Origin of the sequence: Solibacillus silvestris, assembly GCF_051967575.1 — a bacterium.
GTDB classification, from domain to species: Bacteria; Bacillota; Bacilli; order Bacillales_A; family Planococcaceae; genus Solibacillus; species Solibacillus silvestris_B.
On record NZ_JBQCJW010000020.1, the window covers coordinates 1 to 23,482 of the forward strand.

General features: G+C 40.1%; 21 protein-coding genes, 1 pseudogene and 1 riboswitch. Of the genes and pseudogenes, 18 read left to right on the plus strand and 4 right to left on the minus strand.

Translation table 11 applies throughout. From position 1 onward, the window contains the following. The first annotated feature begins 1,257 nt into the window (after positions 1 to 1,257). The 7 genes from ACTHOQ_RS12570 (at position 1,258) to tsaD (ending at position 5,977) form a co-directional block, all read left to right on the plus strand. On the plus strand, positions 1,258 to 1,380 hold the full coding sequence (locus ACTHOQ_RS12570) for a hypothetical protein (protein ID WP_440496492.1): 123 nt from the start codon (positions 1,258 to 1,260) through the stop codon (positions 1,378 to 1,380). A 167-nt stretch (positions 1,381 to 1,547) separates the two neighbouring features. Then, on the plus strand, positions 1,548 to 2,639 hold the full coding sequence (locus ACTHOQ_RS12575; RefSeq protein ID WP_440496493.1) for an NADH-dependent flavin oxidoreductase: 1,092 nt from the start codon (positions 1,548 to 1,550) through the stop codon (positions 2,637 to 2,639). A gap of 235 nt (positions 2,640 to 2,874) precedes the next feature. Next, complete coding sequence (locus ACTHOQ_RS12580) at positions 2,875 to 3,213, plus strand: hypothetical protein (protein ID WP_440496494.1); 339 nt, start codon at positions 2,875 to 2,877, stop codon at positions 3,211 to 3,213. A gap of 154 nt (positions 3,214 to 3,367) precedes the next feature. Continuing rightward, a complete protein-coding gene (gene tsaE / locus ACTHOQ_RS12585; protein ID WP_440496495.1) occupies positions 3,368 to 3,820 on the plus strand; it encodes a tRNA (adenosine(37)-N6)-threonylcarbamoyltransferase complex ATPase subunit type 1 TsaE in 453 nt (150 codons plus the stop codon). After that, the gene (gene tsaB, locus ACTHOQ_RS12590) at positions 3,817 to 4,521 is read left to right on the plus strand and encodes a tRNA (adenosine(37)-N6)-threonylcarbamoyltransferase complex dimerization subunit type 1 TsaB (protein WP_440496496.1); all 705 of its coding nucleotides are present in this window, start codon (positions 3,817 to 3,819) and stop codon (positions 4,519 to 4,521) included. The genes tsaE and tsaB overlap by 4 nt, the downstream gene beginning before the upstream one ends. Then, a complete protein-coding gene (rimI, locus tag ACTHOQ_RS12595) occupies positions 4,521 to 4,964 on the plus strand; it encodes a ribosomal protein S18-alanine N-acetyltransferase (protein WP_440496497.1) in 444 nt (147 codons plus the stop codon). The genes tsaB and rimI overlap by 1 nt, the downstream gene beginning before the upstream one ends. Beyond that, positions 4,964 to 5,977: a tRNA (adenosine(37)-N6)-threonylcarbamoyltransferase complex transferase subunit TsaD gene (gene tsaD, locus ACTHOQ_RS12600; RefSeq protein WP_440496498.1), complete on the plus strand. Its 1,014-nt coding sequence runs from the start codon at positions 4,964 to 4,966 to the stop codon at positions 5,975 to 5,977. Before rimI ends, tsaD begins: the two co-directional genes overlap by 1 nt. Positions 5,978 to 6,714: 737 nt before the next feature. On the opposite strand, the gene ACTHOQ_RS12605 is transcribed toward tsaD, so the two are convergent. Beyond that, positions 6,715 to 8,655 (minus strand): ABC-F family ATP-binding cassette domain-containing protein, encoded by a 1,941-nt coding sequence (locus ACTHOQ_RS12605; RefSeq protein WP_440496499.1) that lies wholly within the window; start codon positions 8,653 to 8,655, stop codon positions 6,715 to 6,717. A 367-nt stretch (positions 8,656 to 9,022) separates the two neighbouring features. Between ACTHOQ_RS12605 and ACTHOQ_RS12610 the strand changes: the two genes are divergently transcribed. Genes ACTHOQ_RS12610 through tatC form a run of 3 tightly spaced genes read left to right on the plus strand, consistent with a single transcriptional unit; the run spans position 9,023 to position 10,808 of the window. Then, positions 9,023 to 9,655 carry a redox-sensing transcriptional repressor Rex gene (locus ACTHOQ_RS12610; protein WP_440496500.1) on the plus strand — a complete coding sequence of 211 codons (633 nt, stop codon included), beginning with the start codon at positions 9,023 to 9,025 and terminating at the stop codon, positions 9,653 to 9,655. A 53-nt stretch (positions 9,656 to 9,708) separates the two neighbouring features. Beyond that, on the plus strand, positions 9,709 to 9,966 hold the full coding sequence (gene tatA / locus ACTHOQ_RS12615; RefSeq protein WP_440496501.1) for a twin-arginine translocase TatA/TatE family subunit: 258 nt from the start codon (positions 9,709 to 9,711) through the stop codon (positions 9,964 to 9,966). Between the two features lie 17 nt (positions 9,967 to 9,983). Beyond that, entirely contained in the window at positions 9,984 to 10,808 is an 825-nt protein-coding gene (tatC, locus tag ACTHOQ_RS12620) for a twin-arginine translocase subunit TatC (protein ID WP_440496502.1), read from the plus strand. 164 nt (positions 10,809 to 10,972) lie between these two features. On the opposite strand, the gene ACTHOQ_RS12625 is transcribed toward tatC, so the two are convergent. Further along, positions 10,973 to 11,701, minus strand: coding sequence for a CPBP family intramembrane glutamic endopeptidase (locus ACTHOQ_RS12625; protein ID WP_440496503.1), 729 nt, complete (start codon positions 11,699 to 11,701; stop codon positions 10,973 to 10,975). Between the two features lie 281 nt (positions 11,702 to 11,982). Between ACTHOQ_RS12625 and groES the strand changes: the two genes are divergently transcribed. Further along, complete coding sequence (gene groES / locus ACTHOQ_RS12630) at positions 11,983 to 12,267, plus strand: co-chaperone GroES (RefSeq protein WP_440496504.1); 285 nt, start codon at positions 11,983 to 11,985, stop codon at positions 12,265 to 12,267. Positions 12,268 to 12,384: 117 nt separating this feature from the next. Continuing rightward, a complete protein-coding gene (gene groL, locus ACTHOQ_RS12635) occupies positions 12,385 to 14,016 on the plus strand; it encodes a chaperonin GroEL (RefSeq protein ID WP_440496505.1) in 1,632 nt (543 codons plus the stop codon). Between the two features lie 256 nt (positions 14,017 to 14,272). Here the strand turns inward: groL and ACTHOQ_RS12640 are convergent. Then, positions 14,273 to 14,545 (minus strand): annotated as a pseudogene (locus ACTHOQ_RS12640) (glycosyltransferase family 2 protein); the annotation flags it as partial. Positions 14,546 to 14,762: 217 nt separating this feature from the next. Between ACTHOQ_RS12640 and ACTHOQ_RS12645 the strand changes: the two are divergent. After that, complete coding sequence (locus ACTHOQ_RS12645; RefSeq protein ID WP_440496506.1) at positions 14,763 to 16,136, plus strand: S-layer homology domain-containing protein; 1,374 nt, start codon at positions 14,763 to 14,765, stop codon at positions 16,134 to 16,136. Positions 16,137 to 16,435: 299 nt separating this feature from the next. Here the strand turns inward: ACTHOQ_RS12645 and ACTHOQ_RS12650 are convergent, their stop codons facing one another. Continuing rightward, positions 16,436 to 17,182, minus strand: a complete 747-nt coding sequence (locus ACTHOQ_RS12650; RefSeq protein WP_440496507.1) for an alpha/beta hydrolase — start codon at positions 17,180 to 17,182, stop codon at positions 16,436 to 16,438. A 196-nt stretch (positions 17,183 to 17,378) separates the two neighbouring features. On the opposite strand from ACTHOQ_RS12650, the gene ACTHOQ_RS12655 reads away from it, so the two are divergent. The 5 genes from ACTHOQ_RS12655 (at position 17,379) to hemG (ending at position 23,164) form a co-directional block, all read left to right on the plus strand. Beyond that, on the plus strand, positions 17,379 to 18,266 hold the full coding sequence (locus ACTHOQ_RS12655; protein ID WP_440496508.1) for a LysR family transcriptional regulator: 888 nt from the start codon (positions 17,379 to 17,381) through the stop codon (positions 18,264 to 18,266). Positions 18,267 to 18,271: 5 nt separating this feature from the next. After that, entirely contained in the window at positions 18,272 to 19,114 is an 843-nt protein-coding gene (locus ACTHOQ_RS12660; RefSeq protein ID WP_440496509.1) for a tetratricopeptide repeat protein, read from the plus strand. 130 nt (positions 19,115 to 19,244) lie between these two features. Then, positions 19,245 to 19,736 carry a chemotaxis protein gene (locus tag ACTHOQ_RS12665; protein WP_440496510.1) on the plus strand — a complete coding sequence of 164 codons (492 nt, stop codon included), beginning with the start codon at positions 19,245 to 19,247 and terminating at the stop codon, positions 19,734 to 19,736. Between the two features lie 384 nt (positions 19,737 to 20,120). Beyond that, positions 20,121 to 21,416 carry a protoglobin domain-containing protein gene (locus ACTHOQ_RS12670; RefSeq protein ID WP_440496511.1) on the plus strand — a complete coding sequence of 432 codons (1,296 nt, stop codon included), beginning with the start codon at positions 20,121 to 20,123 and terminating at the stop codon, positions 21,414 to 21,416. 362 nt (positions 21,417 to 21,778) lie between these two features. Then, positions 21,779 to 23,164: a protoporphyrinogen oxidase gene (hemG, locus tag ACTHOQ_RS12675; RefSeq protein ID WP_440496512.1), complete on the plus strand. Its 1,386-nt coding sequence runs from the start codon at positions 21,779 to 21,781 to the stop codon at positions 23,162 to 23,164. A 147-nt stretch (positions 23,165 to 23,311) separates the two neighbouring features. Continuing rightward, positions 23,312 to 23,409, plus strand: a riboswitch (SAM riboswitch). Positions 23,410 to 23,482: the final 73 nt, after the last annotated feature.

Below are 23,482 nucleotides of genomic sequence, written 5' to 3' on the forward strand. Positions count from 1 at the left end.
TGTGGCTCTTTTTGGAGTAAATAAGAGGAATTTTTCCGGTTATCCAAAGAAAAATACTCCATTTTCATGTTTTTTAGATCAATAGGCGGAATTTCTCCGTCTATTGAGAGCATTTTTTATTGTATTTTTTAAATAAGGGGAATTTTTCCGTCTATTTCTTAAAGAGGCACTTAAACGGACCGCCCCCCGTTAATAGCGGATCCCTCTTCATCCCAGTTGCGGGAATCTGCCTCTTTTTTTGCCATCTAGCCACTTCGCTGAAAATAGACTTAGATTTCCTCGGGGATTTTCAGCTGGCGAATAAAATAGACAGACATATTAACTGAAGAAACGAGACTGTTAGTTGTACCTGTAAAAAACTGTTAATTGAAATGAAAGCCCAAAATTAAAAAGACAGATCTTCAGCGCCCGCTGCAAAAGTGGTGAAACGTTTACTTTTGCTTCGGGTCCTCCAATGTCTGTCGGAGTTGAACGGGCGGTTTAGTGCTTTTATTCTTGTTTAAAAAGGCAGACGGGTTGTAGTTTATTAGGACAAAGTATATATAAAATTACTAAAAGTCTTGATACCGATTCAAGTCGTGGTAGCTAATTTTACAGAATTGAAGGGTGGCGATAAACTATAGATATAGAACATTTACTTAAAGGAGACGAGGAATTATGAAAAAAATTATTACCGCATCATTAGCAGGAATTATTGCATTTGCACCAATCAGAGCGGGATTTTAAATGCACCCGTTACAAAAGCGAAAATGAGAACAACACGGTCGAGTGCAAAATCTTATGTAAAATTTCTTTAAATGCTGTTTATGCTGTGCTCAGTTTTTGTATCGGGGCGTGGGCGTGGAAGGAAAGGGGATGCTTTCATTCATTTAATGCTCATTTTCACATAAAAAAGATTAGTCAACTGGCTCGGTAAAATATAATCCTCGCTATGCACAGGATAATCGTCAATCGCGTTCTCTTAATCCTCACTTAGTATGACATAATCCGTACCTGCACTTTTAATCCTCAAATTTTACAAAATACCCCATCGCATATTTAGTTGCACAATAAATTATTCAGGAATGGATAGGACTGTTCACTTTTGCTCCATTATATATACCTGAATTTCCGAATCCGAGCATTGTTAACTTCCAGCGCCCCGGATTATTAATCGATCCTCTGAAAACCAATTATTATCAATCGCGAAGTACAGGCATCATGTATTATCAATACATCGTGAATATTAATGGATTAAATTTAGGGAAGTTCCCGTTTGTGGTTAATCAAGTAACTGTACATATGCCAACTGCCATTTCTGACCGTTCATCGGATGATAAAGAACGCGACCAACGCATAATGTCAACCCCAACTCCGGCAATAGGCATCATTGTGAACTAATAATTTAGACCCTCTATTTCCCATAAACGTACTATTTCTCTTCTTCCCCCTCCGCCTAATCATATCCCAATCCCAAGTAAAGCTTATAAACGAGGCGATTCTTCTGCTTGAAAATGAATGGAGGTTTCGTTACAGTCATGTCATAGCAAAAGGAGGAATAAACAAAGATGAATGTACTTTTCGAAAAATATAATTTAAATGGAAATATTGAACTTCGCAATCGGCTTGTTATGGCACCGATGACCACTTATTCGGCAAATGAGGATGACACTGTATCGGACGAAGAAATTGCCTATTATGAAAAACGTGCTTCAGGCGCGGGAATGATCATCACAGCTTGCGCATATGTTGCTGCAAATGGGAAAGCATTCCCTGGACAAATAGCAGCACATGAAGATAAATATATCCCGAGTTTAAAAAAAATCGCATACGCTATTCAACAAGGCGGGGCTAAGGCGATTTTGCAAATCCATCATGGAGGACGCCAATCTCTTCAGCATTTAGTGCCAGATGGCGATGTAGTGAGTGCGAGTGAAGCTGTCACAATAGAAAATAATGAATCACGTCCACTAACGCTTGATGAAATAAAACAAATTGTTAAAGCATATGCTGAAGCGACCCGACGAGCCATTCAAGCAGGCTTTGATGGTGTTGAGATCCATGGGGCCAATACGTATTTGATTCAGCAATTCTTTTCAGGCTTCACGAATAAAAGAACGGATGAGTATGGCGGGACGATTGAAAAGAGAATGCGCTTTCCGTTAGAAATTGTGGAAGAAGTATTAAAGGTCAAAAATCTGTATGCAAATGAAGCATTTATCGTCGGATACCGATTCAGTCCTGAAGAACCAGAGGAAGACGGAATTACGATGGATGATACAATCGTGCTTGTAAATGAATTAGCTAAAACAGAGCTAACGTATTTACATATTTCACTTGGGGATTTCCGTTCAGAGACACATCGCTATGAAAAAGGTCAGCATAACCGTATTTCAGTTATACAAGACTTATTAAATGGTCGTAAACCTTTAATAGGGGTAGGTTCAATTTATACACTTGAAGAAGCGGAACATGCTTTGCGATTAGGTGCGGATTTAATCGCGCTCGGTCGTGCATTGCTTATTGAGCCGCATTGGGTGGAGAAAGTGCAAAGCGGAGAGCCTGTTTCAACAGTATTTGATGAAAAGATTGATACTGTGCTCCCAAATCCATTATTGAAAAAATTACAATCAAGATCAGGCTGGGTTCCAGGTATATAAATCGGCATTATAAACAGAGGAGTGTTCGAAAATCATTTCGGATCACTCCTTTTCCACTAAGAAGAGAGAACTCGCCTTTATTCCATGCAGAAATGTTGTTACATAGCAATTATTCCACGAACAAAGAGTATATTAAAATTTTTTGATTTTTATATACTCTTTTTTTCCCTTGTAAAATGTTTTGAACGTCCTCGTTGCGGGAAAAGTTTCCTACTTATATTGAGGGGGGATACTGATGAATAAAAAGGGATTTTTAGCCTTCCTATCTATTTGTCTTGTTTTCTTTCTAGTGATGAGTGTATCCGCTTGTAAAGATGAAATTTTGGAGATTGAGGAAAGCAATACGTATAGTTGGCAAAAATACATGAACGAAGGGGAATATAAGGAATTAAAAGAAGGCATGTCCTATATAGATGTCGTGCGTATTAGCGGAGGGGCAGGCAAAGCGGTTGACAAGGACATTTATGAATGGAATGATGAGCTTTTACTGACGAAGGGCTATCGTCTTAAATTTAAGGAAGACGAGTTAGTTCAAATGGAAGTTGTAGAGCGCAAAGGCAATTCTAAACGGTAAAATTGGTCTTATGGGCATAGAGCTTATAAGGCTTTTTAAATTGAATACCGTTTTTCTTCGTTGATTAATCGCGTTGGGAGCAATACATTTTGAACAATTGCTTCAGTTCAAGTAAACTAGAGATAATGGACTTTTTGCGGAAGGAAACAATCATATGATATTCGAAATACAAATAAATACTCTTGAAGAAACAGAAGCACTTGCAAGGAAGCTTGCGGATTTGGTGGAGCCACAGTATACGATTACGCTTGAAGGTGATTTGGGCGCCGGGAAAACAACATTTACACAAAGCTTTGCGAAAGGGCTTGGTGTGAAACGTACGGTGAATAGCCCGACATTTACAATTATGAAGCAATATGAAGGGCGTATTCCATTAAATCATTTAGATGTGTATCGTTTAGAAGATAGTGACGAAGATTTCGGCTGGGAAGAAATCTTCTACGGCGATGCAGTCACGGTTGTTGAATGGGCGCATTTAATCAATGAGGATTTACCGGAAGAACGGTTGGCAATTGAAATTACGCGCATAAATGAATCAGCGCGGAAATTTGTTTTTAAACCAGTAGGCGAGAAGTATGTTCGCCTTTGTGAGGAGTTACTGAAATGATTTGGTTAGGAATAGACACGGCAAATGCACCGCTTTCTGTCGCGATTGTAAACGATCAAAAAGTAGTTGCGGAAGTTGTACAAAATATAAAGTTGACGCATTCAGTCGGAGCGATGCCAGCGATTGAAGAAGCAATTAAAAAAGCCGGATTGATACCGGGAAATATCGAGGCCATTGCTGTTTCTGAAGGACCGGGATCTTATACAGGCGTTCGCATCGGTGTCACACTCGCAAAGACGCTGGCCTGGTCGCTGCAAAAGCCTTTAGTCGGGATATCAAGCTTGAAGGTGCTTGCCGCAAATGCCCGTGTTGCTGATTATGCGATCTGCTCATTGATCGATGCACGGCGCCAAAATGTATATGCGGGAGTGTATGAAGGCGGCACTTTGAATACTGTCATTGAAGATTATCACGATCATATAGATGGACTATTGCAAAAGCTGCAGCAACTGGAACGTCCTATAATATTTGTCGGTACAGATGCTGGTATATACTTCGGTAAAATTAAAGAAGCATTAGGCGATTTAGCGATCCGTGCTCCGTTTACGATGGATTTGCCCCGTGCTTCCGAGTTAATCGCGCTGGCGCAAAATTCCCCTTTGCCGGATGTAGATGACGTACACCGATTCATACCGCAGTACCGCCGCATCGCTGAGGCAGAAGCGAACTGGATCAAGGAACAGAAAAAGGAGCAGCAATAATGGTAAGGTATCGTAAAATGACAATTGCCGATGTAAAGACGGTTCATGCAATTGAGCTAGCTACATTCCCTACACCATGGACATTGGATTCGTTCTATTATGAAATGACGGAAAATCAGTTTTCGCATTATTTAGTAGCGGAAGACGAGACAGGCGGAATTATCGGCTTTTGCGGAATCTGGCTCGTCATTGATGCCGCTCAAATTACGAATGTAGCTGTAATTGAAGCTGTTCGTGGTCAAGGTATCGGAGAAGGCTTAATGCGTGAGGCGATGCGTATCGCTAAGGAAGCCAATATGGACGTCATGAGTTTGGAAGTACGCGTAACAAATACAGTCGCGCAAAATTTATATCGCAAGCTTGGGTTCCAAGATGGTGGCATCCGAAAAGGCTACTACACGGACAATCAGGAAGATGCGTTAGTAATGTGGGTGAACTTATAATGGATAATTATATATTGGCAATTGAAACAAGCTGTGATGAAACAGCCGTTGCAATAATCAAAAACGGCACGGAAATCATTTCGAATGTAGTTTCGTCGCAAATAGAAAGTCATAAGCGTTTCGGGGGAGTCGTACCTGAAATCGCTTCACGCCATCATGTGGAACAGATGACGATCGTGTTGGAGGAAGCTTTAAAACAGGCAAATATCGAACCAAAAGATTTAACGGCTGTGGCGGTGACAGAAGGGCCCGGGTTAGTAGGGGCATTGTTAATCGGCATTAATGCAGCAAAGGCGTTTGCATTTGTGCATAATTTACCGTTAATCGGCACACATCATATTGCAGGACATATTTATGCAAATAATCTCGTCCAGCCTATGGAGTTTCCGCTTCTTGCCCTTGTAGTATCAGGAGGGCATACAGAGCTAGTACTTATGCGTGAACACGGCTCTTTTGAAGTCATTGGCGAAACGCGTGATGATGCAGCGGGCGAAGCATATGACAAAGTGGCGCGCGTATTGAATATGCCTTACCCGGGTGGACCTCATATTGACCGGCTTGCACATGAAGCGACAGAAGCAGTGCCTTTTCCCCGTGTATGGCTAGAGGCGGATTCGTATGATTTTAGCTTCAGCGGATTGAAATCGGCCGTTATTAACTATAAGCATAATATGGACCAGCGCGGAGAGGAAATTATCCCGGCGCAAGTGGCAAAAGGATTCCAAGATAGTGTTGTCGAAGTGCTTACAGCGAAAACAGTTCGTGCTGCACGTGAATTTAATGTGAAGCAAGTGATTGCGGCAGGCGGGGTATCCGCTAATAAAGGCCTGCGAACAGCATTGGAGAATGCTTTTAAAGAGGAAGGCATTCCCTTTTATGTCCCACCATTAAAATTATGCACAGATAATGCCGCGATGATTGGCGCCGCGGCTTATGAAATGTATATAGCCGGGGTTCGCGGGAATTTAGCTATGAATGGACGTCCAGGAATGGAATTGACAAGCTGGAAGTAAAATTCGAAAAGCATGAGGAAAGGAAGAGCAACAATTCCTTTCCTCATGCTTTTTTGGTGGAAAAAATAGAGCTCAATTATGCGGAATTAAGATTACGAATTGAAGGCCGGTTAAAAATAGTGGATTCTTTTAATTATAACGGCATTTGACCATACCAAATTCCTATTAGTGGAGGTCTCACTTTATTACAATAATATGTAAAAGTCGAAATTAGTAATTTATGATGATTAAATCTTGTTTATAACAATTTTTTATTTAATGTAGAACTTTTCTGAAAAATTATCCACAGATAAAGTTAAATACCCACAAAAAGATGTGCGAACATGCGTACTTATGCACAAAATGTGAATAACTTGTGGAAAACATGTGACTTATCTATATATAGTGGTCGATTTTTCGTATCGTCTTGTGTATAACTTTGATATTTTTTGTGGATAATGTGGAAAACTATGTTGATATGTTGATATGACTAGATTTGTTTTGTGAATAAAACTGTGGAGATTTTTGTAGAAATTTGGCGTATTGACCTATATATATGATTGATTTATAAATGGAGTTTATTAAGCTTTAGTATTATACGATAATAATGAAATAGATAGAGTCGCCTGAAAAGTTAAAGGAAAATAAAATTATTAAGCGTTTGCTACAAAGTATGCTCTTACAATCGCCAAAATGAATATCTTCATCGCTTAATATGAAAAGAGTGCCCGGAACGATATACCGGGCACTCTTTATTTTTATAGATGTTCTAGTTCTTCATTCAATTCAAGCCATTCCATCTCAAGCGTTTCATGCTGCTCTTTTGTCTCATTTAGCTCAGATTGAATTGCCATTGTTTTTTCATGATCAGAGAATATGGCGGGATCGCAAAGCTGCTCTTCAAATATCGCAATTTTATCATTTAACGTGCTCATATTTGCCTCGATATCCTCGATTGTACGGCGAATTTGGCGTTCTCTTTTCTTCGCGTCCTTATCAATCAAAGAAGTGGATTTTGCCTGGGGGGCAGTATCCGTCACAGCTTTTTCCTTTGCGGCGGCTTTCATCGCGGCCAACTCTTCAAGCTCCTGCTTCTTCTCTATATAATAGTCATAGTCCCCCAAATATTCGAAAGAGCCTGTGCCTGAAAGCTCGATTACTTTCGTGGCGATCCGATTAATGAAATAACGGTCATGCGAAACGAATAAAAGCGTTCCCGGATAATCGATTAACGCGTTTTCCAAAATTTCCTTGCTGTCCAAGTCCAGATGGTTTGTCGGTTCATCAAGCACGAGGAAATTCGATTTTTGCATCATTAGCTTAGCAAGTGCAAGACGGGCCTTTTCGCCGCCGGATAGAGAGCTGACAGTTTTTGAAACATCGTCACCGCTAAAGAGGAAGCGTCCTAAAATATTACGGATATCTTTTTCGTTCATCAATGGCCATTCATCCCAGAGCTCGCTTATTACGGATTTATTCGAATGCAATTTTGCCTGTTCCTGATCATAGTAGCCAATTTGGACATTTGTGCCATAACGAATATTACCGGCAAGGGCCTCGATATCTTTCACGATTGTTTTTAATAATGTGGATTTCCCGACCCCGTTTGGACCGACCAATGCAATCCGGTCCTCTCTGAATACACGCAGCCCGATATTTCCCGAAATTTCTTTGTCGGAAAAGCCGATCGCCAAGTCATCGATCGATAGCACATCATTGCCGCTTTGGCGATCGATTGTGAAACCGAAATTCGCGCTTTTTTCGTCGCCATCCGGAGAATCCATCCAATTTGTCTTTTCCAGCACTTTCCGGCGGGATTGTGCCATTTTTGTCGTTGAAGCACGTGCCAGGTTTTTTTGGATGAATGTCTCGAGCTTTGCCTTTTCATCCATTTGACGCTCGTACATTTTCAAATCCCGCTCATAGTTTTTTGCCTTTTCATCTAAATAGGCACTGTAGTTTCCGACATATTTTGATACTTTTGTACGGGAAACTTCATAAACAATCGAGACGACTTGATCTAAAAAGTAACGGTCATGCGAAACGATTAAAATTGCGCCTTCATAGCCTTTTAAATAGTTTTCCAGCCAAGACAATGTTTCAATATCCAAATGGTTTGTCGGCTCGTCCAATATAAGCAGGTCAGGCTTTGACAAGAGGAGCTTTGCAAGGGCAAGACGTGTACGCTGCCCCCCGGAAAGCGAACGGATCGGCTTCGTATAGTCTTCCGGGAAAAACTGCATGCCGTGCAGTACAGAGCGTGTATCGGCTTCATATTGATAACCGCCTGCATCTTTGAAATCATGCTGCAATTGGTCATATTCCGACATGATGCGCGCATATTGCTCACTGTTTTCATATATTTGCGGCTCGGCCATCTGCAGCTCCAAATGACGCAGCTTTTGCTCCTGGCTGCGTAAGCTTTTGAAAATTGTCATCATTTCGTCCCAAATGGAAAGCTCGGAATCAATGCCGGCATGCTGCTCCAAATAGCCGACACGAATATCTTTCGGGATAATTATTTCACCCGAATCATAGCCCATCTGCCCAGCGATTATTTTCAGCAGTGTAGACTTGCCTGCCCCGTTGCGCCCTACTAAAGCAACACGGTCCCGGTGCTGGACTTCCAGCTTTACACCACTTAAAATTTCATCGGTAATAAAGGATTTATATAATTGATTTACTTGTAAGACAATCATTTTTACACCTCAGTTTCTCCTATTTAGTTTAAAGGATGGGAACATTGTACGCAACGATGGATACTTTACTTGTGGCTGCTTGTTTAGTAAGATTAACTTGCTTCTGCTCAACAGAGAACTGAGGCTAAGAGCACCGCGTCGTGTGAAGATGCATGAGTGATCTGCATCGTATTGGCCCAAAGCCAGGCGGATGTCACCGGTTTTTTTATGATTTCTTAATGAAAGAGGAAGTCAGCTTGAAAGCTTCATATCGTGCGGCAACGGCTGAATGACCTGTGTCCGGTGAGTCCGACTCGGAAAAAATCTGGACAAGAGTTGGCGAGGCATAATTGATAACGATTTCCAAAAGTATGTAGGAGGAGAATGTGTGAAACCAGAAACAAAAATTCCACAAGCAACAACGAAAAGACTTCCTCTGTATTACCGATTTTTGAAAAATTTTGCAAATGAAGGTAAAAAACGTATTTCATCACAGGAATTAAGTGATGCGATGAAAATAGATTCGGCTACGATTCGACGTGACTTCTCTTATTTTGGCGCTCTCGGCAAAAAGGGATATGGCTATGAAGTGCAATATTTACTCGAATTTTTCCGACAAACATTGGATCAGGATGAGGCGATGAATGTCGCGCTGATCGGGGTCGGGAACTTAGGGAATGGTTTACTGAAATACAATTTTCAAAAAAATCATAACACGCGCATTGTCGTCGCATTTGACTCGAAAGCACCGTATGAAGGGACGACGATCAGTGATATCCCGGTTTTCCATCCGGATCGTTTAGAGGAGATGTATGAAGAGTTTGGCGCAGAGTTGGCCATACTTACTGTTCCATCCCGCTCTGCTCAAATGATGACAGACCGGCTTGTTCAAATGAATGCAAAAGGAATATTAAACTTCACCCCTGTCCGCTTATCTGTGCCTGAAACGCTTAAAGTGATGAATATTGATTTATCGGTCGAATTGCAGGCGCTTATCTATTTAGTCAGAAATTCAGATTAGTAACAAATTGTTCACATTACTATAAATAGCAAATTCAAGTTAATTACTGTAAAATGTACATAATAATAGAGGAGGTGGCTATAGTGGTTGTGCATTTAAGTGCGGTTACACCTTTAAGCCTAATTATCATCGGACTGATCGCCCTGCTAATATTTGGTCCAAAAAAATTGCCATCATTAGGTCGTGCAATGGGGACAACTTTACGCGAGTTCCGCAGTGCTACGAAGGGCTTGACAGATGACGAAGATGACATGAATGCGAAGAAAAATGTTATCGAACATAAAGATAACGAAAAAAACGACATTAAGTAAATTAAGGATGTCTTACTATGAATCCAAGAGAATTAACCGTAGTTGAACATATGGAGGAGCTCAGGAAACGCCTGTTTTTCGTGGCGATTTTCTTTGTAATGGCTCTTTTCGTAGGCTTTTATACGGCGAAACCGCTTATTCGATATATTCAACGCAGTGATTTAGCTGCTAGTTTTACGATGAACGCATTTAGTCCTGGAGATCCTTTAACAGTATATTTACAAGTGACTTTCATTATAGCGGCTGTCATTGTGTCTCCGATTTTGCTTTACCAGCTTTGGGCATTCATCACGCCAGGTCTGCATGAAATGGAACGTAAGGCGACATTGAAATATATCCCATATGCATTTGTGTTGGGCATTGTGGGGATTACGTTTGCCTATTATGTTCTGTTTCCGTTTATTATGCGCTTTATGAATGACCTGTCGGCAGACTTGAATATTAAGCCGACGATCGGAATCAATGAATTCTTTTCATTTTTAATCAAGCTAATCGTTCCTTTTGGGTTGTTGTTCCAATTGCCTGTCGTGACGCTATTTATTTCGAGGCTCGGCATTATTAATCCGAAGCTCATGGTAAAATTTCGTAAATACGCATATTTTGTATTAATCGTTATTTCGGTATTGTTGGCGCCGCCTGATGTGGTGTCGAACATCATTATTGCGATTCCCTTATTTATTTTGTATGAGATAAGTATTGTCATTTCAAGGCTTGGGTATCGTAAATATGAAGCGGCCGAAAAAGAGCGCGTATTGGCAGAGGAAGAACGCGAGCGGGAGCTGCAAGTGGAAGAATTGCTTGAACAGCAGCGCCGCCAAATGGAACAAATGAATAATAGTTAATTTGTATCACGTCAAGGGGGTATCCGGTAATTCAATTTCGGGATACTCCTTTTATAATGGATACAGGAAGATTTATCCGGGCCAATGCCAAAAGCAGTACTTTCCTGCAATTTAAAAAGTTTGTGTTAAAAGCTTCCTCCACTTTTAACACAAACTCAGAAAAATCACACTTGAAACTTATCGGCATTCATTTGAACAAATGTAACGAACCCGTTTAGTAAAATATGCGCGATAATAGGAGTAATAAGTCGCTTTGTTTTATGATATAAAAACGCGAAAATCATCCCGCAAATCGTATATAGTAAAATATGTGTAAAATCCATATGAATCGCAGCAAAAACAATAGCGCTAATAATGCTCGCAATCCAGAAATTATAGTTTTGGATAATAGAGCCGAAAATGACACGGCGGAATACAAGCTCCTCTAAAATCGGACCTAAAAATACTGTCGCTATAATCATTACAGGCGCGATTTTCGTAATATCCATAATCGCTTCCGTATTTTCCGAGCCGACCTCAATCCCTAAAGCCAGTTCAATGTAAGCCCCGATTGTCTGACCTAAAAATACGAGGAAAAATCCGATTACACCCCAGCCGATCGATGCACCAACGGACGCCTTTTCCCCTTTAAAAACATCCCAAAATTGCTTATTGCGCGAAATTAAAATGAAACTCACAGCAAACGCGACGCCAAATGAGATTGTCGACCACCAGGCAGATAATTTGATGAGCTGGTCCTGCTCGGAGACTCCAGAAAAAAGCTGTAATAGGGAATCTTTTAAGCCAGGAATGAATATAAGTAATAATGCTGATAATTGGCAAATGATATAAGTTAATAACACGTAAAAGGCTGTTTTTTGTGTTTGAAACTTAGATGATGAAATAGATGTCACGAATTGAAAACCTTCTTTCTCCATTAATAGCAAGCAGAAAAAACTTCTCCACGAAATCGTGTGAAATGCTGTATCTTCTATTTATAGATTTTTTTGTCGGCGATTATGTTTTAGCCATTTTCATATGTCCCTTCTTTATTGTAGAGGAATTTGCCGATAAAACAAAATTTTTTAATGCACATACTTGCAAAAAAATATGGAATTCATTAAACTAATAAATGTGTTAGCACTCATCAAACGAGAGTGCTAAAAAAAGAAATTTTTTTAGGAGGTTGTTTCAATTGTTAAGACCATTAGGAGATCGCATCATTATCGAACTTGTTGAGGTAGAGGAAAAAACGGCATTCGGCATCGTATTGCCAGACTCAGCAAAAGAAAAGCCGCAAACTGGCAAAGTAGTGGCAGTAGGTACAGGTCGTGTTCTTGACAACGGCACTCGTCTTGAGCTTGACGTAAAAGTAGGCGACGAAATCATCTTCTCAAAATTCTCTGGTACTGAAGTGAAGTATGACGGCGTAGAATATTTAATTTTACGTGAGAGCGATGTACTTGCAATTATCGGATAATTCCAAATTCAAACATGTTTTGCAGCTGGCCCTTACATAATGAATATTGCTAGCTGCACATCTTCATAAACAATAAATCAAAAAAATAGATCGCAAATTTTAGGAGGAAAATGAATTATGGCAAAAGATATTAAGTTTTCAGAAGAAGCTCGTTCATTAATGGCATCAGGTGTAGATAAATTAGCGAATGCTGTAAAGGTTACATTAGGACCTAAAGGGCGCAATGTTGTATTGGAGAAAAAATTCGGTTCACCATTAATTACAAATGATGGTGTATCGATCGCTAAAGAAATCGAATTGGAAAACCCATATGAAAACATGGGGGCAAAGCTAGTAGCGGAAGTAGCTTCTAAAACGAATGAAATTGCTGGTGATGGTACAACAACAGCTACAGTACTTGCGCAAGCCATGATTCGTGAAGGTCTTAAAAACGTAACAGCTGGTGCTAACCCAGTAGGTATTCGCAAAGGGATGGATAAAGCGGTTGCTGCTGCATTAACAGAGCTTCAAGCAATTTCCCGCCCAGTGGAAAACAAAGAATCGATCGCACAAGTAGCGGCAATTTCTTCAGCGGATGATGAAATTGGCCAATATATTGCAGATGCCATGGAGCGCGTAGGCAACGATGGTGTTATTACAATCGAAGAATCTAAAGGCTTCACAACAGAATTGGATGTAGTGGAAGGTATGCAATTTGACCGCGGTTATGCATCTCACTATATGGTAACAGATACAGATAAAATGGAAGCGGTACTTGATAATCCGTTCATTTTAATTACGGATAAAAAAATCTCTAATATTCAAGAAATCCTGCCAGTATTAGAGCAGGTTGTTCAACAAGGCCGTCCAATTTTAATTATCGCTGAAGATGTAGAAGGTGAAGCGCTTGCAACACTTGTAGTGAATAAATTACGCGGAACATTCAACGCGGTAGCTGTAAAAGCACCAGGTTTCGGTGACCGTCGTAAAGCGATGTTGGAGGATATCGCGATTCTTACAGGTGCACAAGTAATTACACAAGATCTGGGGTTGGACTTAAAAACAGCAGACTTATCATCTTTAGGTCGTGCGGCAAAAGTTATCGTATCAAAAGACAACACAACAATTGTTGAAGGTGCTGGTAACATAGAGGCGGTAGCTGGTCGTGTAGGCCAAATCCGTGCACAGCTTGCTGAAACAACTTCTGAATTCGATAAAGAAAAATTACAAGAACGCTTGGCGAAATTAGCTGGCGGTGTTGCAGTAATTAAAGTTGGTGCTGCAACAGAAACAGAATTAAAAGAGCGTAAATTACGTATTGAAGATGCTTTAAACTCTACACGCGCAGCAGTGGAAGAAGGTATCGTATCAGGTGGTGGTACAGCACTTCTTAATGTTTATGCGGCAGTGGAAAAAGTGCTTGAGAATGTAGAGGGTGATGTAGCAACAGGTGTACGCATTATTTTACGCGCATTAGAAGAGCCTGTACGTCAAATTTCCGAAAACGCTGGTCTAGAAGGCTCAATCATTGTTGATCGTTTAAAACGTGAAGAAATTGGTATCGGTTTCAACGCAGCAACAGGTGAATGGGTGAACATGATTGAAGCAGGTGTAGTGGACCCAGCAAAAGTTACACGTTCAGCATTGCAAAACGCGGCTTCTGTTGCTTCACTATTCTTGACGACTGAAGCAGTAGTTGCGGATATTCCGGAAGCTGGCGGACCAGCAATGCCGGATATGGGCGGCATGGGTATGCCAGGAATGATGTAATTTCTTCGTAGCAATGTTTTTCGGCTATTAGATTCAATAGCTTATATAAGTAATTGCCGCTTCTCAAGTTTTTTTGAGAGGCGGTTTTTTAAATGACAAAAAATGCAGAAATGTTATGCTTTCAACATTTCTGCATTTTTGTATATATTGATGGCTAGGAAATCCGATGACAAGACCAAACCATTCCAGCAGAGTTTGAGCCTCCTAAGTTAAGTCCGATTGTTAAACCGTTCGATTCATAGTACAAATCAATAATATCCCCAGCGGCAAAAATATCATCCGCATCGAGCCAAAGAATGTAGTCCTTCGTCGCCTGCTGGAAAGAATAATTGCGTGCGGCCGCAAAGTGGTCAATCCATTCAAAATCGAAAATCCGGTTAGTGTATTGTTGCAGGATTTCTTTCGTGCTGTCTGTAGATCCCGTATCCACAATATTAATCTCATCGACTAATTCTTTGACTGAATCTAAACAGCGGGCAATGACAGCCTCTTCATCTTTGACAATCATGCAAAGGCTAATTGTAATCATGTACTCTCCTCCAATCATTCATTTTATAATATATGTAGGAAATGCTTCTTTAGGCCGGACCTTCTTGTTTCAAGCATCTGTCCAAGCATGTTTATAAGGTGGCAGTTTGATCTGAATCGCGGGGGAATAGTATAGTACATCGCGTTTAAATAATTTTTGTTATTTAAACTGCGATAATTTATAATGTGAATAAGTTACATAAAAAGGGGGAAAGTGGATGAAAAAGTTTTCGGTTTTTGCCGCAATACTGCTAGTTTTACAATTAGTTTTACCTATATCGACAATCGCCAATGCCGAGGAAGATAGCGAATTATTGAATTATTTGGCACTTGGAGATTCTCTGGCGGCAGGCATGAATGAAAAAGGTGAAATCGGTCTTGGCTATGCAGATTTTATTGCCAAAAACTACATGGAAGAGCAGGCCGCAATCACGTTTAATAAAGGGTTTTCTTATCCTGGCTATACAACGGTTGATGTATTAAATGATATTGAAGCAAATGTCACAAAGCCAATTTATGATTTAAAAGGCTTATCACAAAATACAGTGACGATTCATGAAGCGATTCAAAAAGCGGATATCATTACATTAAGTATCGGTGCAAACGATGTATTGAAAAATGTAAATCGTACAGAATCAGGGGAATTCACATTTGATGCAGCAGGCGTTTTAAAAGGCATTCAAAATGTAGCTGTAAATTATGGGGAAATCTTCGAAAGCATTTATGCGATTAATCCATATGTGGACATTATCGTCATGGGGCTATACAATCCATTTCCTCATGTTCAAGACCAAGCTATACAAACACAATTAAATACGCTAGTGACTACAATCAATAATTCGATTAAAACTGTCGTTGAAAAGAATGACGGCATTTTTTCTGATGTAGCAAAATTAATCGCAAGTGATACAAAGGCATATTTGCCAAATCCCGCAAATGTCCATTTAAGTGAAGCTGGCTATGAAATGGTAGCTATTACGATGATGAACGATTACTTGGATGTCATTATTAAGGAATTGGAAGAGACAATTGTAGATGAGGACGTTGAAGAAGCGCCATTTCATGATATAAAAAATCATTGGGGCAAGGAATATATTGATATTGCGTATGCATATGGCTTCATGAATGGCTATGAAGATGGGACATTCAAGCCGAATACGAATATGACGCGTGTCCAAGTATTATCCGTTATTTCGCGCGCATTTGAGTTAACGGCAACAAAACCTGCCCCATTCAAGGATATTGGCCATTATGCGCAGCAAACACAAAACGAAATTGCTGCCGCCTATGAAGCTGGTTTAGTCCGTGAAAATGATGGCTATTTCAACCCGCAAGGCAATATTACCCGCGCACAGCTCGCATTGATTTTAATGCGCCTTTCAAACGGTTTGGTTGGCGAAGAGTATGAGCCTGCGCAGTTTGCTATGTTTAAAGATATAGCAAACTATGCTGAAGAAACACAAGTGGCGATTACATTTTTATATGATATAGGTGTTGTACAAGGAACGAGTGCTACAACTTTCTCGCCAAAAGGAAATGTGACACGCGCCCAATTGGCAAAAATTTTAGTACTTGCCATGTCAGAAGAATAAAAAACGAGCGCTAAATGGACGGGGATCCATTTAGCGCTCGCTTTTCGTTGACGAGAAAACAAATGCTACCTCGTCGGAAGAAAGGGTACACCTCTACTCAAAAGAGCAAGAAGCGACTTTCTAATATATCATTGCAAAAACGGGGATTTTTGCAAGGGGACACAATATTATATCTAGGCTAAAATGCCGGCTCTGCGGCTATTTTGCTTCCTCCGGGCAGAAGTGGCGATGCGTTTATTTTACCATCAGACTTTTCAATGTTTCAAGGAATAGCACATGCATTTCAGCAATTTTATTATTTACTCTTTCCACTTTAAACCTTCAAAGAAACGATAAATTTCTTCAAACACCAATTCACGTTCTTTACCTAATGTTAATATATGTCCGGAATTAATGAAAGTCTTAACTGATTTAATTCGGGAATTTACTGAACTATATATTAGATCGGCACTTTCACAATAATATTCATCATCTTCTAAACCGCGCAAAATATGGACAGGCGTCTTGATGACATTTAATTTTTCGCTTGTCTCGTTAATCATGCTTTGCAAATAGTTCAATGACGGCATTTTCACAAGCTCCGCAATTTTAGTGCGACTATCAACCGCTTCATCATATGTGCCGGCTAATTTTTTATAGTTAATCGCATAATCAACAATGCGATTTTGTAAGCTATCTGCAGATTTTGACATGGCAGGGGCAGACATTGTAACAATCGCCTTTGTTGGACGCTCTTCCCCAAGCTTTAACGAGAAGATTCCGCCTAGTGATACGCCTGCTACCGCAATTTCTTCATAGCCGCGATTGCGTAATGCATCATAGCCTTCCATTACACTATCCCACCATTCAGTTGGCTGGGATTGAATTAATAAATCCGGACCACCGCCATGGCCTTTATATAAAGGTGCATGCACAGTATAGTTACGATCAGCTAAATATTTTCCTAAACGTTTTACATCATTTGTGTTGCCGGTAAAGCCATGCAGTAATAGAACAGCACGTTTTCCGGATTCAATTGTAAAAGGTTTCGGCGCGATGAGTTTCATTGTCTATTAGACCCCTTTGTAAAATAAAATATGTCAATTTTATAAAATGTTATAAAAAACTCTTGAAATTTTAAAATATTTTTGTTATGAAATCTTGCTGTTATCGACTATTATAAAGAGTATAAATATATAAGTACAATTTATTATTTTTATTGTTTCAATTCGAAAAAGTTATGAATGATGTGAGGTATGGAAAATGGAGATTGAACAGCTTCAATATTTCAAAACCGTTGCTACAATGCAACATATGACACGTGCGGCGGAAGTTTTAGCGATTTCCCAGCCAGCGTTAAGCAAATCGATTGCAAACATTGAGCAGCATCTCGGTGTACCGTTGTTTAGCCGTGAAGGACGCTCGATTTATTTAAACCGTTTTGGCGAGCTTTTTTTACAAAGCGTGAATGTGATTTTGGATGAGTACGAGCATATTAAAGAAGAATTTGAGGATATTGTTAAGCCAGGTTCAGGGGAAGTGTCCTTTGGCTTTATTCACACGCTCGGCATGGAAGTCGTGCCGGAACTGATTGCTTCGACAAGCGAGGCATTTCCGAATATGCAATTTTCCTTAACACAAGCGACTTCGTTGAGTTTATTGAAGCGGCTTGAAGAAGGGGCCATCGATTTGTGCCTATCACAAAAAATCGAGTCAAAAGTGATTGAAATCGAAACAGAGGAGCTGTTTGTCGAGGAGCTTTTCGTCATTGTCCCGACAACGCATCCATTGGCAAAGAAAGATGCCGTAAAATTGGAAGAAGTAAAAAATGAACCGTTTATTGCGATCAAAAAAGGGAATTCACTCCGCCAATTAGTCGACGAGCTGTTTTTGGAAGAAGGGATTCAGCTTAAAACAACATTTGCCGCGGAGGAGATGCATACAGTGGCAGGGTTTGTTGGAGCAGGAATGGGCATTTCACTCATCCCGAATATTAAAGGGCTTGACCATTATAAAGTGAAACGTTTAAAGGTCGATCCGCCATGCTATCGCTCAGTCGGGGTATCATGGGCGAAAAACCGTTATTTGCCGCCAGCAGTAGCTGAATTTAGGCAGTATTTATTGGATTATTTCCAGCAAAGAGAAGAGTGAAAAGAATGGAACATCGCACGCAATTTATAAAATGGCTGAAAAAGCATGAAATAAATGCCCAGGAAAAATGGCTCGAGCAATTTGAATCAGCGACTAATGGACTGGAGCAATCGATTGTAAATATCGCCTTATTATATAAGCAGTATGAAGATTTCGCATGCATGTACAATTTGCTCGAAAATGCTGTCGCAAGCCAAAATGCAGATGCAATGTATGAGCTGGCAAACTGCTATTTTGAAGCGCTTGACGGGAGAGGCAATGAGCATCAGGCATTCACATTATACGAAAAGGCTGCTCTATTAGGGCACTGTGAGGCGATGAATAATTTGGCGGATATGTATTTGAACGGGGAGGCAACGGAGGTTGACGAGGCAAAAGCACTGTATTGGTTTGAAAAGGCTGCACAACTCGGTGTTGCGGAAGCGATGTTTACGCTCGGACTGATGCATGAGCAAGGAATAGGAACAGATTGCAATGAGGCACTGGCCTTTGCTTACTATCATTGCAGCGCCAAACAGCAGGACGTCGAAGCAATGTATCGTCTTGGAATGATCTTTTTTTCGGGAGAACTTGGGCAGCGTCAAGATGGAGCAGAGGCTGTAAAATGGTTTTTAAAAGCGAGCGAGCAATTCCATGTCGATGCGATTTTTAATTTAGGATATTGCTATGAATATGGTTGCGGGGTTGATCAGCATATCGAGAAAGCGATTTACTACTATAAACAGGCAAGCTTACTGGGAGATATAGAGGCGACAAAAAAAGCAGTGACCTATTATGAGCGAATTGATAGAGCGGCGGCTATGAAGTGGCAAGAAAAACTAACAAAGCTGGAAAATGAATCCGAGTGAAATAAGAATGCCTGTAAAGCTCAATAAGTCTGACGAAAATTAGCCACATTTAGATGACATTTTGAGGTTTATTTTCACATAATAATAGGAAATATACTATAAGGGGAAAGCAACAAGGAGGGGAAGTATCATGTTTATGTATGCAGTACCACAATTCTCTTCTCATCATAGTGAGGAAAGTATTCAAAAACTCCAGCAAATGCTATTGGAGCAACGAGAGAATTTAACGACGCTATGTACAATCGTTGAATATTTAAAAGGGTTTGGCCAAACAGGGCTGGATTCCAAAGATGTCATCAAATACAATCAAAAAATTCAAATAATGACCGACAAACAAACGAGCCGTTATAATAAAATCGATGAGCTCATCAATACAAATATTATTCAAATGAAAAAGGGAAAAACAACAGATAATACTGCACTTATAAATGGGAAGGAAGTTCGGAAAATCGAATCAGGCATCCGCACATTAAAACTGTTTGCCAGTGATGCGATCAATATGCTGGATCCCCAAAAAAATATTGAAAACCGCAGCTCCGAACGAATCCGTTATTTTGATAAGCGCTCGGCAACATTGGAAGCTGAAATAATCGCATTAACAAAGCAACTTTCTTTTGAATAGTAAACGGAAGCAATCCTGTCTTTAAAATGTTGGAGAAGGATTGCTTTTGTATATTAAAATTTGTAAAATCTATTAGGGATAATGGTAAGTATTATAAATGTGAAGCTTTTGATATATTTTCCCACCGGAATATTGATCAAAGGACGATGTAACTATTTATTATTAACTACTAGAGTGGCATATAATATAGTGCAAAAGCATAGAAATAAGAGAACTGTATATCTTTCATCATAGAGCGTCTCTATAATGGAAATGTTATGAAACTGTAAACTTTGTTCCAACTATAAAATGATATAACAACAGACTTAGAGCAGCATACACAATTACACAGTCGCATCATATAAAGATAAAACAAAAAAGTAAATCCTAAAAGTGAGGTTGCAAATGTTTTTTAAGAAGAAGGAATTAAAGGAACAAGAAAATCCATTATCGCATGAAAATGTTAAGCTTGCGTATGTAGCGGACGCAGAAATTAGAAAACAGCTTCAAATGCTGAACTTAACAACAGAAGATTTGAAATACTTGAAAGGTTTAAAGCCTTATGTTGATGAAAGCATCGAAAATATTATCGATACCTTTTATAAAAATTTGGGGATGGAAGCAAGCTTAGTTGAAATAATTAATAAACATAGCTCAGTGGACCGTTTAAAAGTAACTTTAAAAGCGCATATTTGCGAAATGTTCGGCGGGGTTATTGATGAAGCATATTTTGAGAAGCGCAAAAAAATCGCGCGTGTGCATGTTCATATAGGATTAAAGACGAAATGGTATATTGGCGCATTCCAAAGCTTATTAATCGATTTTATTCGTCTCGTTCAAATGCATATCGAAGGTGACGAGCAGCGCTTCCATACAATTGCGGCAATATCGAAAATGCTGAACTTTGAGCAGCAAATCGTTTTGGAGGAATATGAAGCAGTTGTAGAATCCATGAAAGAAAAGATGAAAGAGGACAAGCGTAATATAGGGAATTCAATCATCGCGTCATCTTCCAACTTAGCGGCAATTTCCGAACAGACAAATGCGTCATTCCAGCAGTTGACCGCTCAATCCGATGTCATAATTTCTTATTCGAAAAAGGCCAATGGTATGTCTTCGGCTGCAGCTGAACAAGCGCATCAAGGGAAAATGCAAATTCAGCAGCAATCAGAGAGCATGAACGCCATTCATAATTCCGTGGCAATGATTTCATCAGAGATTGATAAGCTTGCGGAAATTTCAAAAGAGATGGAATCGACAATGGGAATCGTTACAAATATAGCGAACCAAACAAATTTATTAGCGCTAAATGCTGCAATAGAGGCGGCGCGTGCCGGAGAAGCGGGCAAAGGCTTTGGTGTTGTGGCGGGAGAAGTGCGAAAGCTGTCAGAACAAACAAAGGATTCGGCAGTGAATGTGGAAGAACTATTGCAGAATACAAATATTCGCACGACGAAGCTTCTTGAGTCATTACAAGAAATAAAATCAGCTGTGCGTGTTGGTGAAGAGAGTATGGAAAACACGGAAGTTCAGTTCACCGCGATTGTCGAATCAATGACCGAAACACAAAAACAAAACAATTTGGTGGAGCTGGAATTAGAGCAAATCGGGGATATAATTTCGGATCTTGGCCGTGCATTTGATGAAGTAACGTTATCCGCAGATACACTGGCACAAATATCCCAAAATCTAGAAGAATAATATGAATAAGCAATGCTGTGCCGAAAGCCCGTCCTTTCCGCACAGCTTTTTGATGGGCAAGTACATATAAGCTGTTCAACGTAACCCACATAATAACAGACATCATTTTACGTTATTTTGCGCAAAATATGTTTTATCATTGTGCATCCTTAATCGTCAATATACTTGTGAAAGTAAAATGATGCGGGCGTGAAAAATTGTAATAGCCGCTCTACTTTTCACACCCAACAAACTCTCCAAGTATACATAGTAATTATAAGAATCGGGCATTGGTTTTGAAAATTGTAATATCCGCCTGACCAAATTTTGCGTGGAAAAGATTATACTAATAGAAGAAGAGCGAACGAAATGGGAGAGATAAAATGAAAACAGTAGTAGTTATAGGCGGCGGCATTACCGGACTTTGCACAATGCATTATTTAAAAAATCAAATGCATGAAAAAAATATCGAAGCACGGCTAGTATTAATCGAAAAAAACCAATATTTGGGCGGCAAAATACATTCGGCGCGTGAAGGAAGCTTTATTATGGAAACGGGCGCGGATTCGATAGTAGCGCGTCATCCGGGGGTGCTGGAGCTTGTAAAGGAACTGAATTTTGAGTCACAGCTCGTATATAACGAAACAGGAATATCCTATATTCATACAAATAATGAGCTGCATGCAATTCCGGCAGGGTCTACATTCGGTATTCCGATGAGCATAGAATCACTTATGTCGAGCACACTGCTATCGGAAGAAGGAAAGGAAAGAGCGCTTCAGGATTCGGAAATTCCGAATACATCCTTTACGAAAGAAAGTTCAATCGGCATGTTTTTAGAATACTTTTTAGGTGAGGAAATTGTGCGCAAGCAAATCGCCCCGGTGTTGGCGGGTGTTTACTCAGGGGATTTGTATCAATTAAGCTTAGCATCAACCTTGCCTTATTTAGTGGATTACAAAAACAATTACGGCTCGATTATAAAAGGCTTTGAGGCAAATCGCGAGCAATTCGAAAAAGCGGCGAACAAGAAATTCATCTCATTCCGGAATGGTTTATCCACATTGATTGATCGCTTGGAAGAGCAGCTGCCGGAAGTCGAATTCATTAAAAAGACGGCGACAAAGCAAGTGCGTAAAGTCGGCGAGCAGTATGAGGTCATATTGGAGGAAGAAACGATTTTGGCGGATATAGTTGTGCTGGCTGTTCCGAACGATACGGTGCGAAATGTGCTGCAGGACGAATCGCTCGATGAACAGCTCGAAAAATTCACAACGGCATCAGCTTTAACCATGTATGTCGGATTTGATGTGCCGGATAGTGTATTGCCGGCAGATGGCACAGGATTTATCGTCTCGCATAATAGCGATTTAGTTTGCAATGCTTCGACATGGACGAGCCGTAAATGGAAGCATACGTCAGCGGAAGGAAACTTACTCGTCCGTTTATTTTATAAAAATATTAATCCGCGCTACGAAGAGCTTGCGGCGATGTCCGATGAAGCATTGACAAAAGTCGCATTGGAAGATATTCGTTTAAGTTTAGGCATTGAAGCCGAGCCGGCAGTCGTAAATGTGACGAAATGGCTTGACCAAATGCCGCGCTATGATTTAGCGCACAACGAAGCATTATCGAATGTCGTTCGACAGTTGCAAACACACTATCCGAACCTCTTATTAGCAGGGTGCTCTTATTTTGGTGTAGGGATTGGCGCATGCATTCAAAACGGAAAAAAAACGGCGGAACAGATTATTGAGCGAATTATGTAAAGAAATACTTTATTCGGTTAAAGGGTATTGACGTAACATTCAGATAACGATATGATGCATTTAACCTAATTCGGTTCTTTTATATGTTCCGTATTCAGCTGCGATTATGTTGAGGCATAATTGCTTTATTTTAAAAATCATAAAATATTCTTATCGAGAGAAGTTGAGGGACTGGCCCGATGAAACTTCAGCAACCAACGAAAAGTCAGGTGCTAAATCCAGTGGCGAATGCCAGAAGATGAGAAGGAACGCAAATGTTGAATTGTTAAGCCTTCTTTTATTATTTGAAAGAGGGCTTTTTCGTATTGTTAGTTGACT

Coding starts and splice junctions, on each gene's coding strand:
- ACTHOQ_RS12575 (WP_440496493.1), top strand. CDS start 1,548: ATGAATGTACTTTTCGAAAAATATAATTTAAATGGAAATATTGAACTT.
- ACTHOQ_RS12580 (WP_440496494.1), top strand. CDS start 2,875: ATGAATAAAAAGGGATTTTTAGCCTTCCTATCTATTTGTCTTGTTTTC.
- tsaE (WP_440496495.1), top strand. CDS start 3,368: ATGATATTCGAAATACAAATAAATACTCTTGAAGAAACAGAAGCACTT.
- tsaB (WP_440496496.1), top strand. CDS start 3,817: ATGATTTGGTTAGGAATAGACACGGCAAATGCACCGCTTTCTGTCGCG.
- rimI (WP_440496497.1), top strand. CDS start 4,521: ATGGTAAGGTATCGTAAAATGACAATTGCCGATGTAAAGACGGTTCAT.
- tsaD (WP_440496498.1), top strand. CDS start 4,964: ATGGATAATTATATATTGGCAATTGAAACAAGCTGTGATGAAACAGCC.
- ACTHOQ_RS12605 (WP_440496499.1), bottom strand. CDS start 8,655: ATGATTGTCTTACAAGTAAATCAATTATATAAATCCTTTATTACCGAT.
- tatA (WP_440496501.1), top strand. CDS start 9,709: ATGTACATAATAATAGAGGAGGTGGCTATAGTGGTTGTGCATTTAAGT.
- tatC (WP_440496502.1), top strand. CDS start 9,984: ATGAATCCAAGAGAATTAACCGTAGTTGAACATATGGAGGAGCTCAGG.
- groL (WP_440496505.1), top strand. CDS start 12,385: ATGGCAAAAGATATTAAGTTTTCAGAAGAAGCTCGTTCATTAATGGCA.
- ACTHOQ_RS12645 (WP_440496506.1), top strand. CDS start 14,763: ATGAAAAAGTTTTCGGTTTTTGCCGCAATACTGCTAGTTTTACAATTA.
- ACTHOQ_RS12650 (WP_440496507.1), bottom strand. CDS start 17,182: ATGAAACTCATCGCGCCGAAACCTTTTACAATTGAATCCGGAAAACGT.
- ACTHOQ_RS12655 (WP_440496508.1), top strand. CDS start 17,379: ATGGAGATTGAACAGCTTCAATATTTCAAAACCGTTGCTACAATGCAA.
- ACTHOQ_RS12660 (WP_440496509.1), top strand. CDS start 18,272: ATGGAACATCGCACGCAATTTATAAAATGGCTGAAAAAGCATGAAATA.
- ACTHOQ_RS12665 (WP_440496510.1), top strand. CDS start 19,245: ATGTTTATGTATGCAGTACCACAATTCTCTTCTCATCATAGTGAGGAA.
- ACTHOQ_RS12670 (WP_440496511.1), top strand. CDS start 20,121: ATGTTTTTTAAGAAGAAGGAATTAAAGGAACAAGAAAATCCATTATCG.
- hemG (WP_440496512.1), top strand. CDS start 21,779: ATGAAAACAGTAGTAGTTATAGGCGGCGGCATTACCGGACTTTGCACA.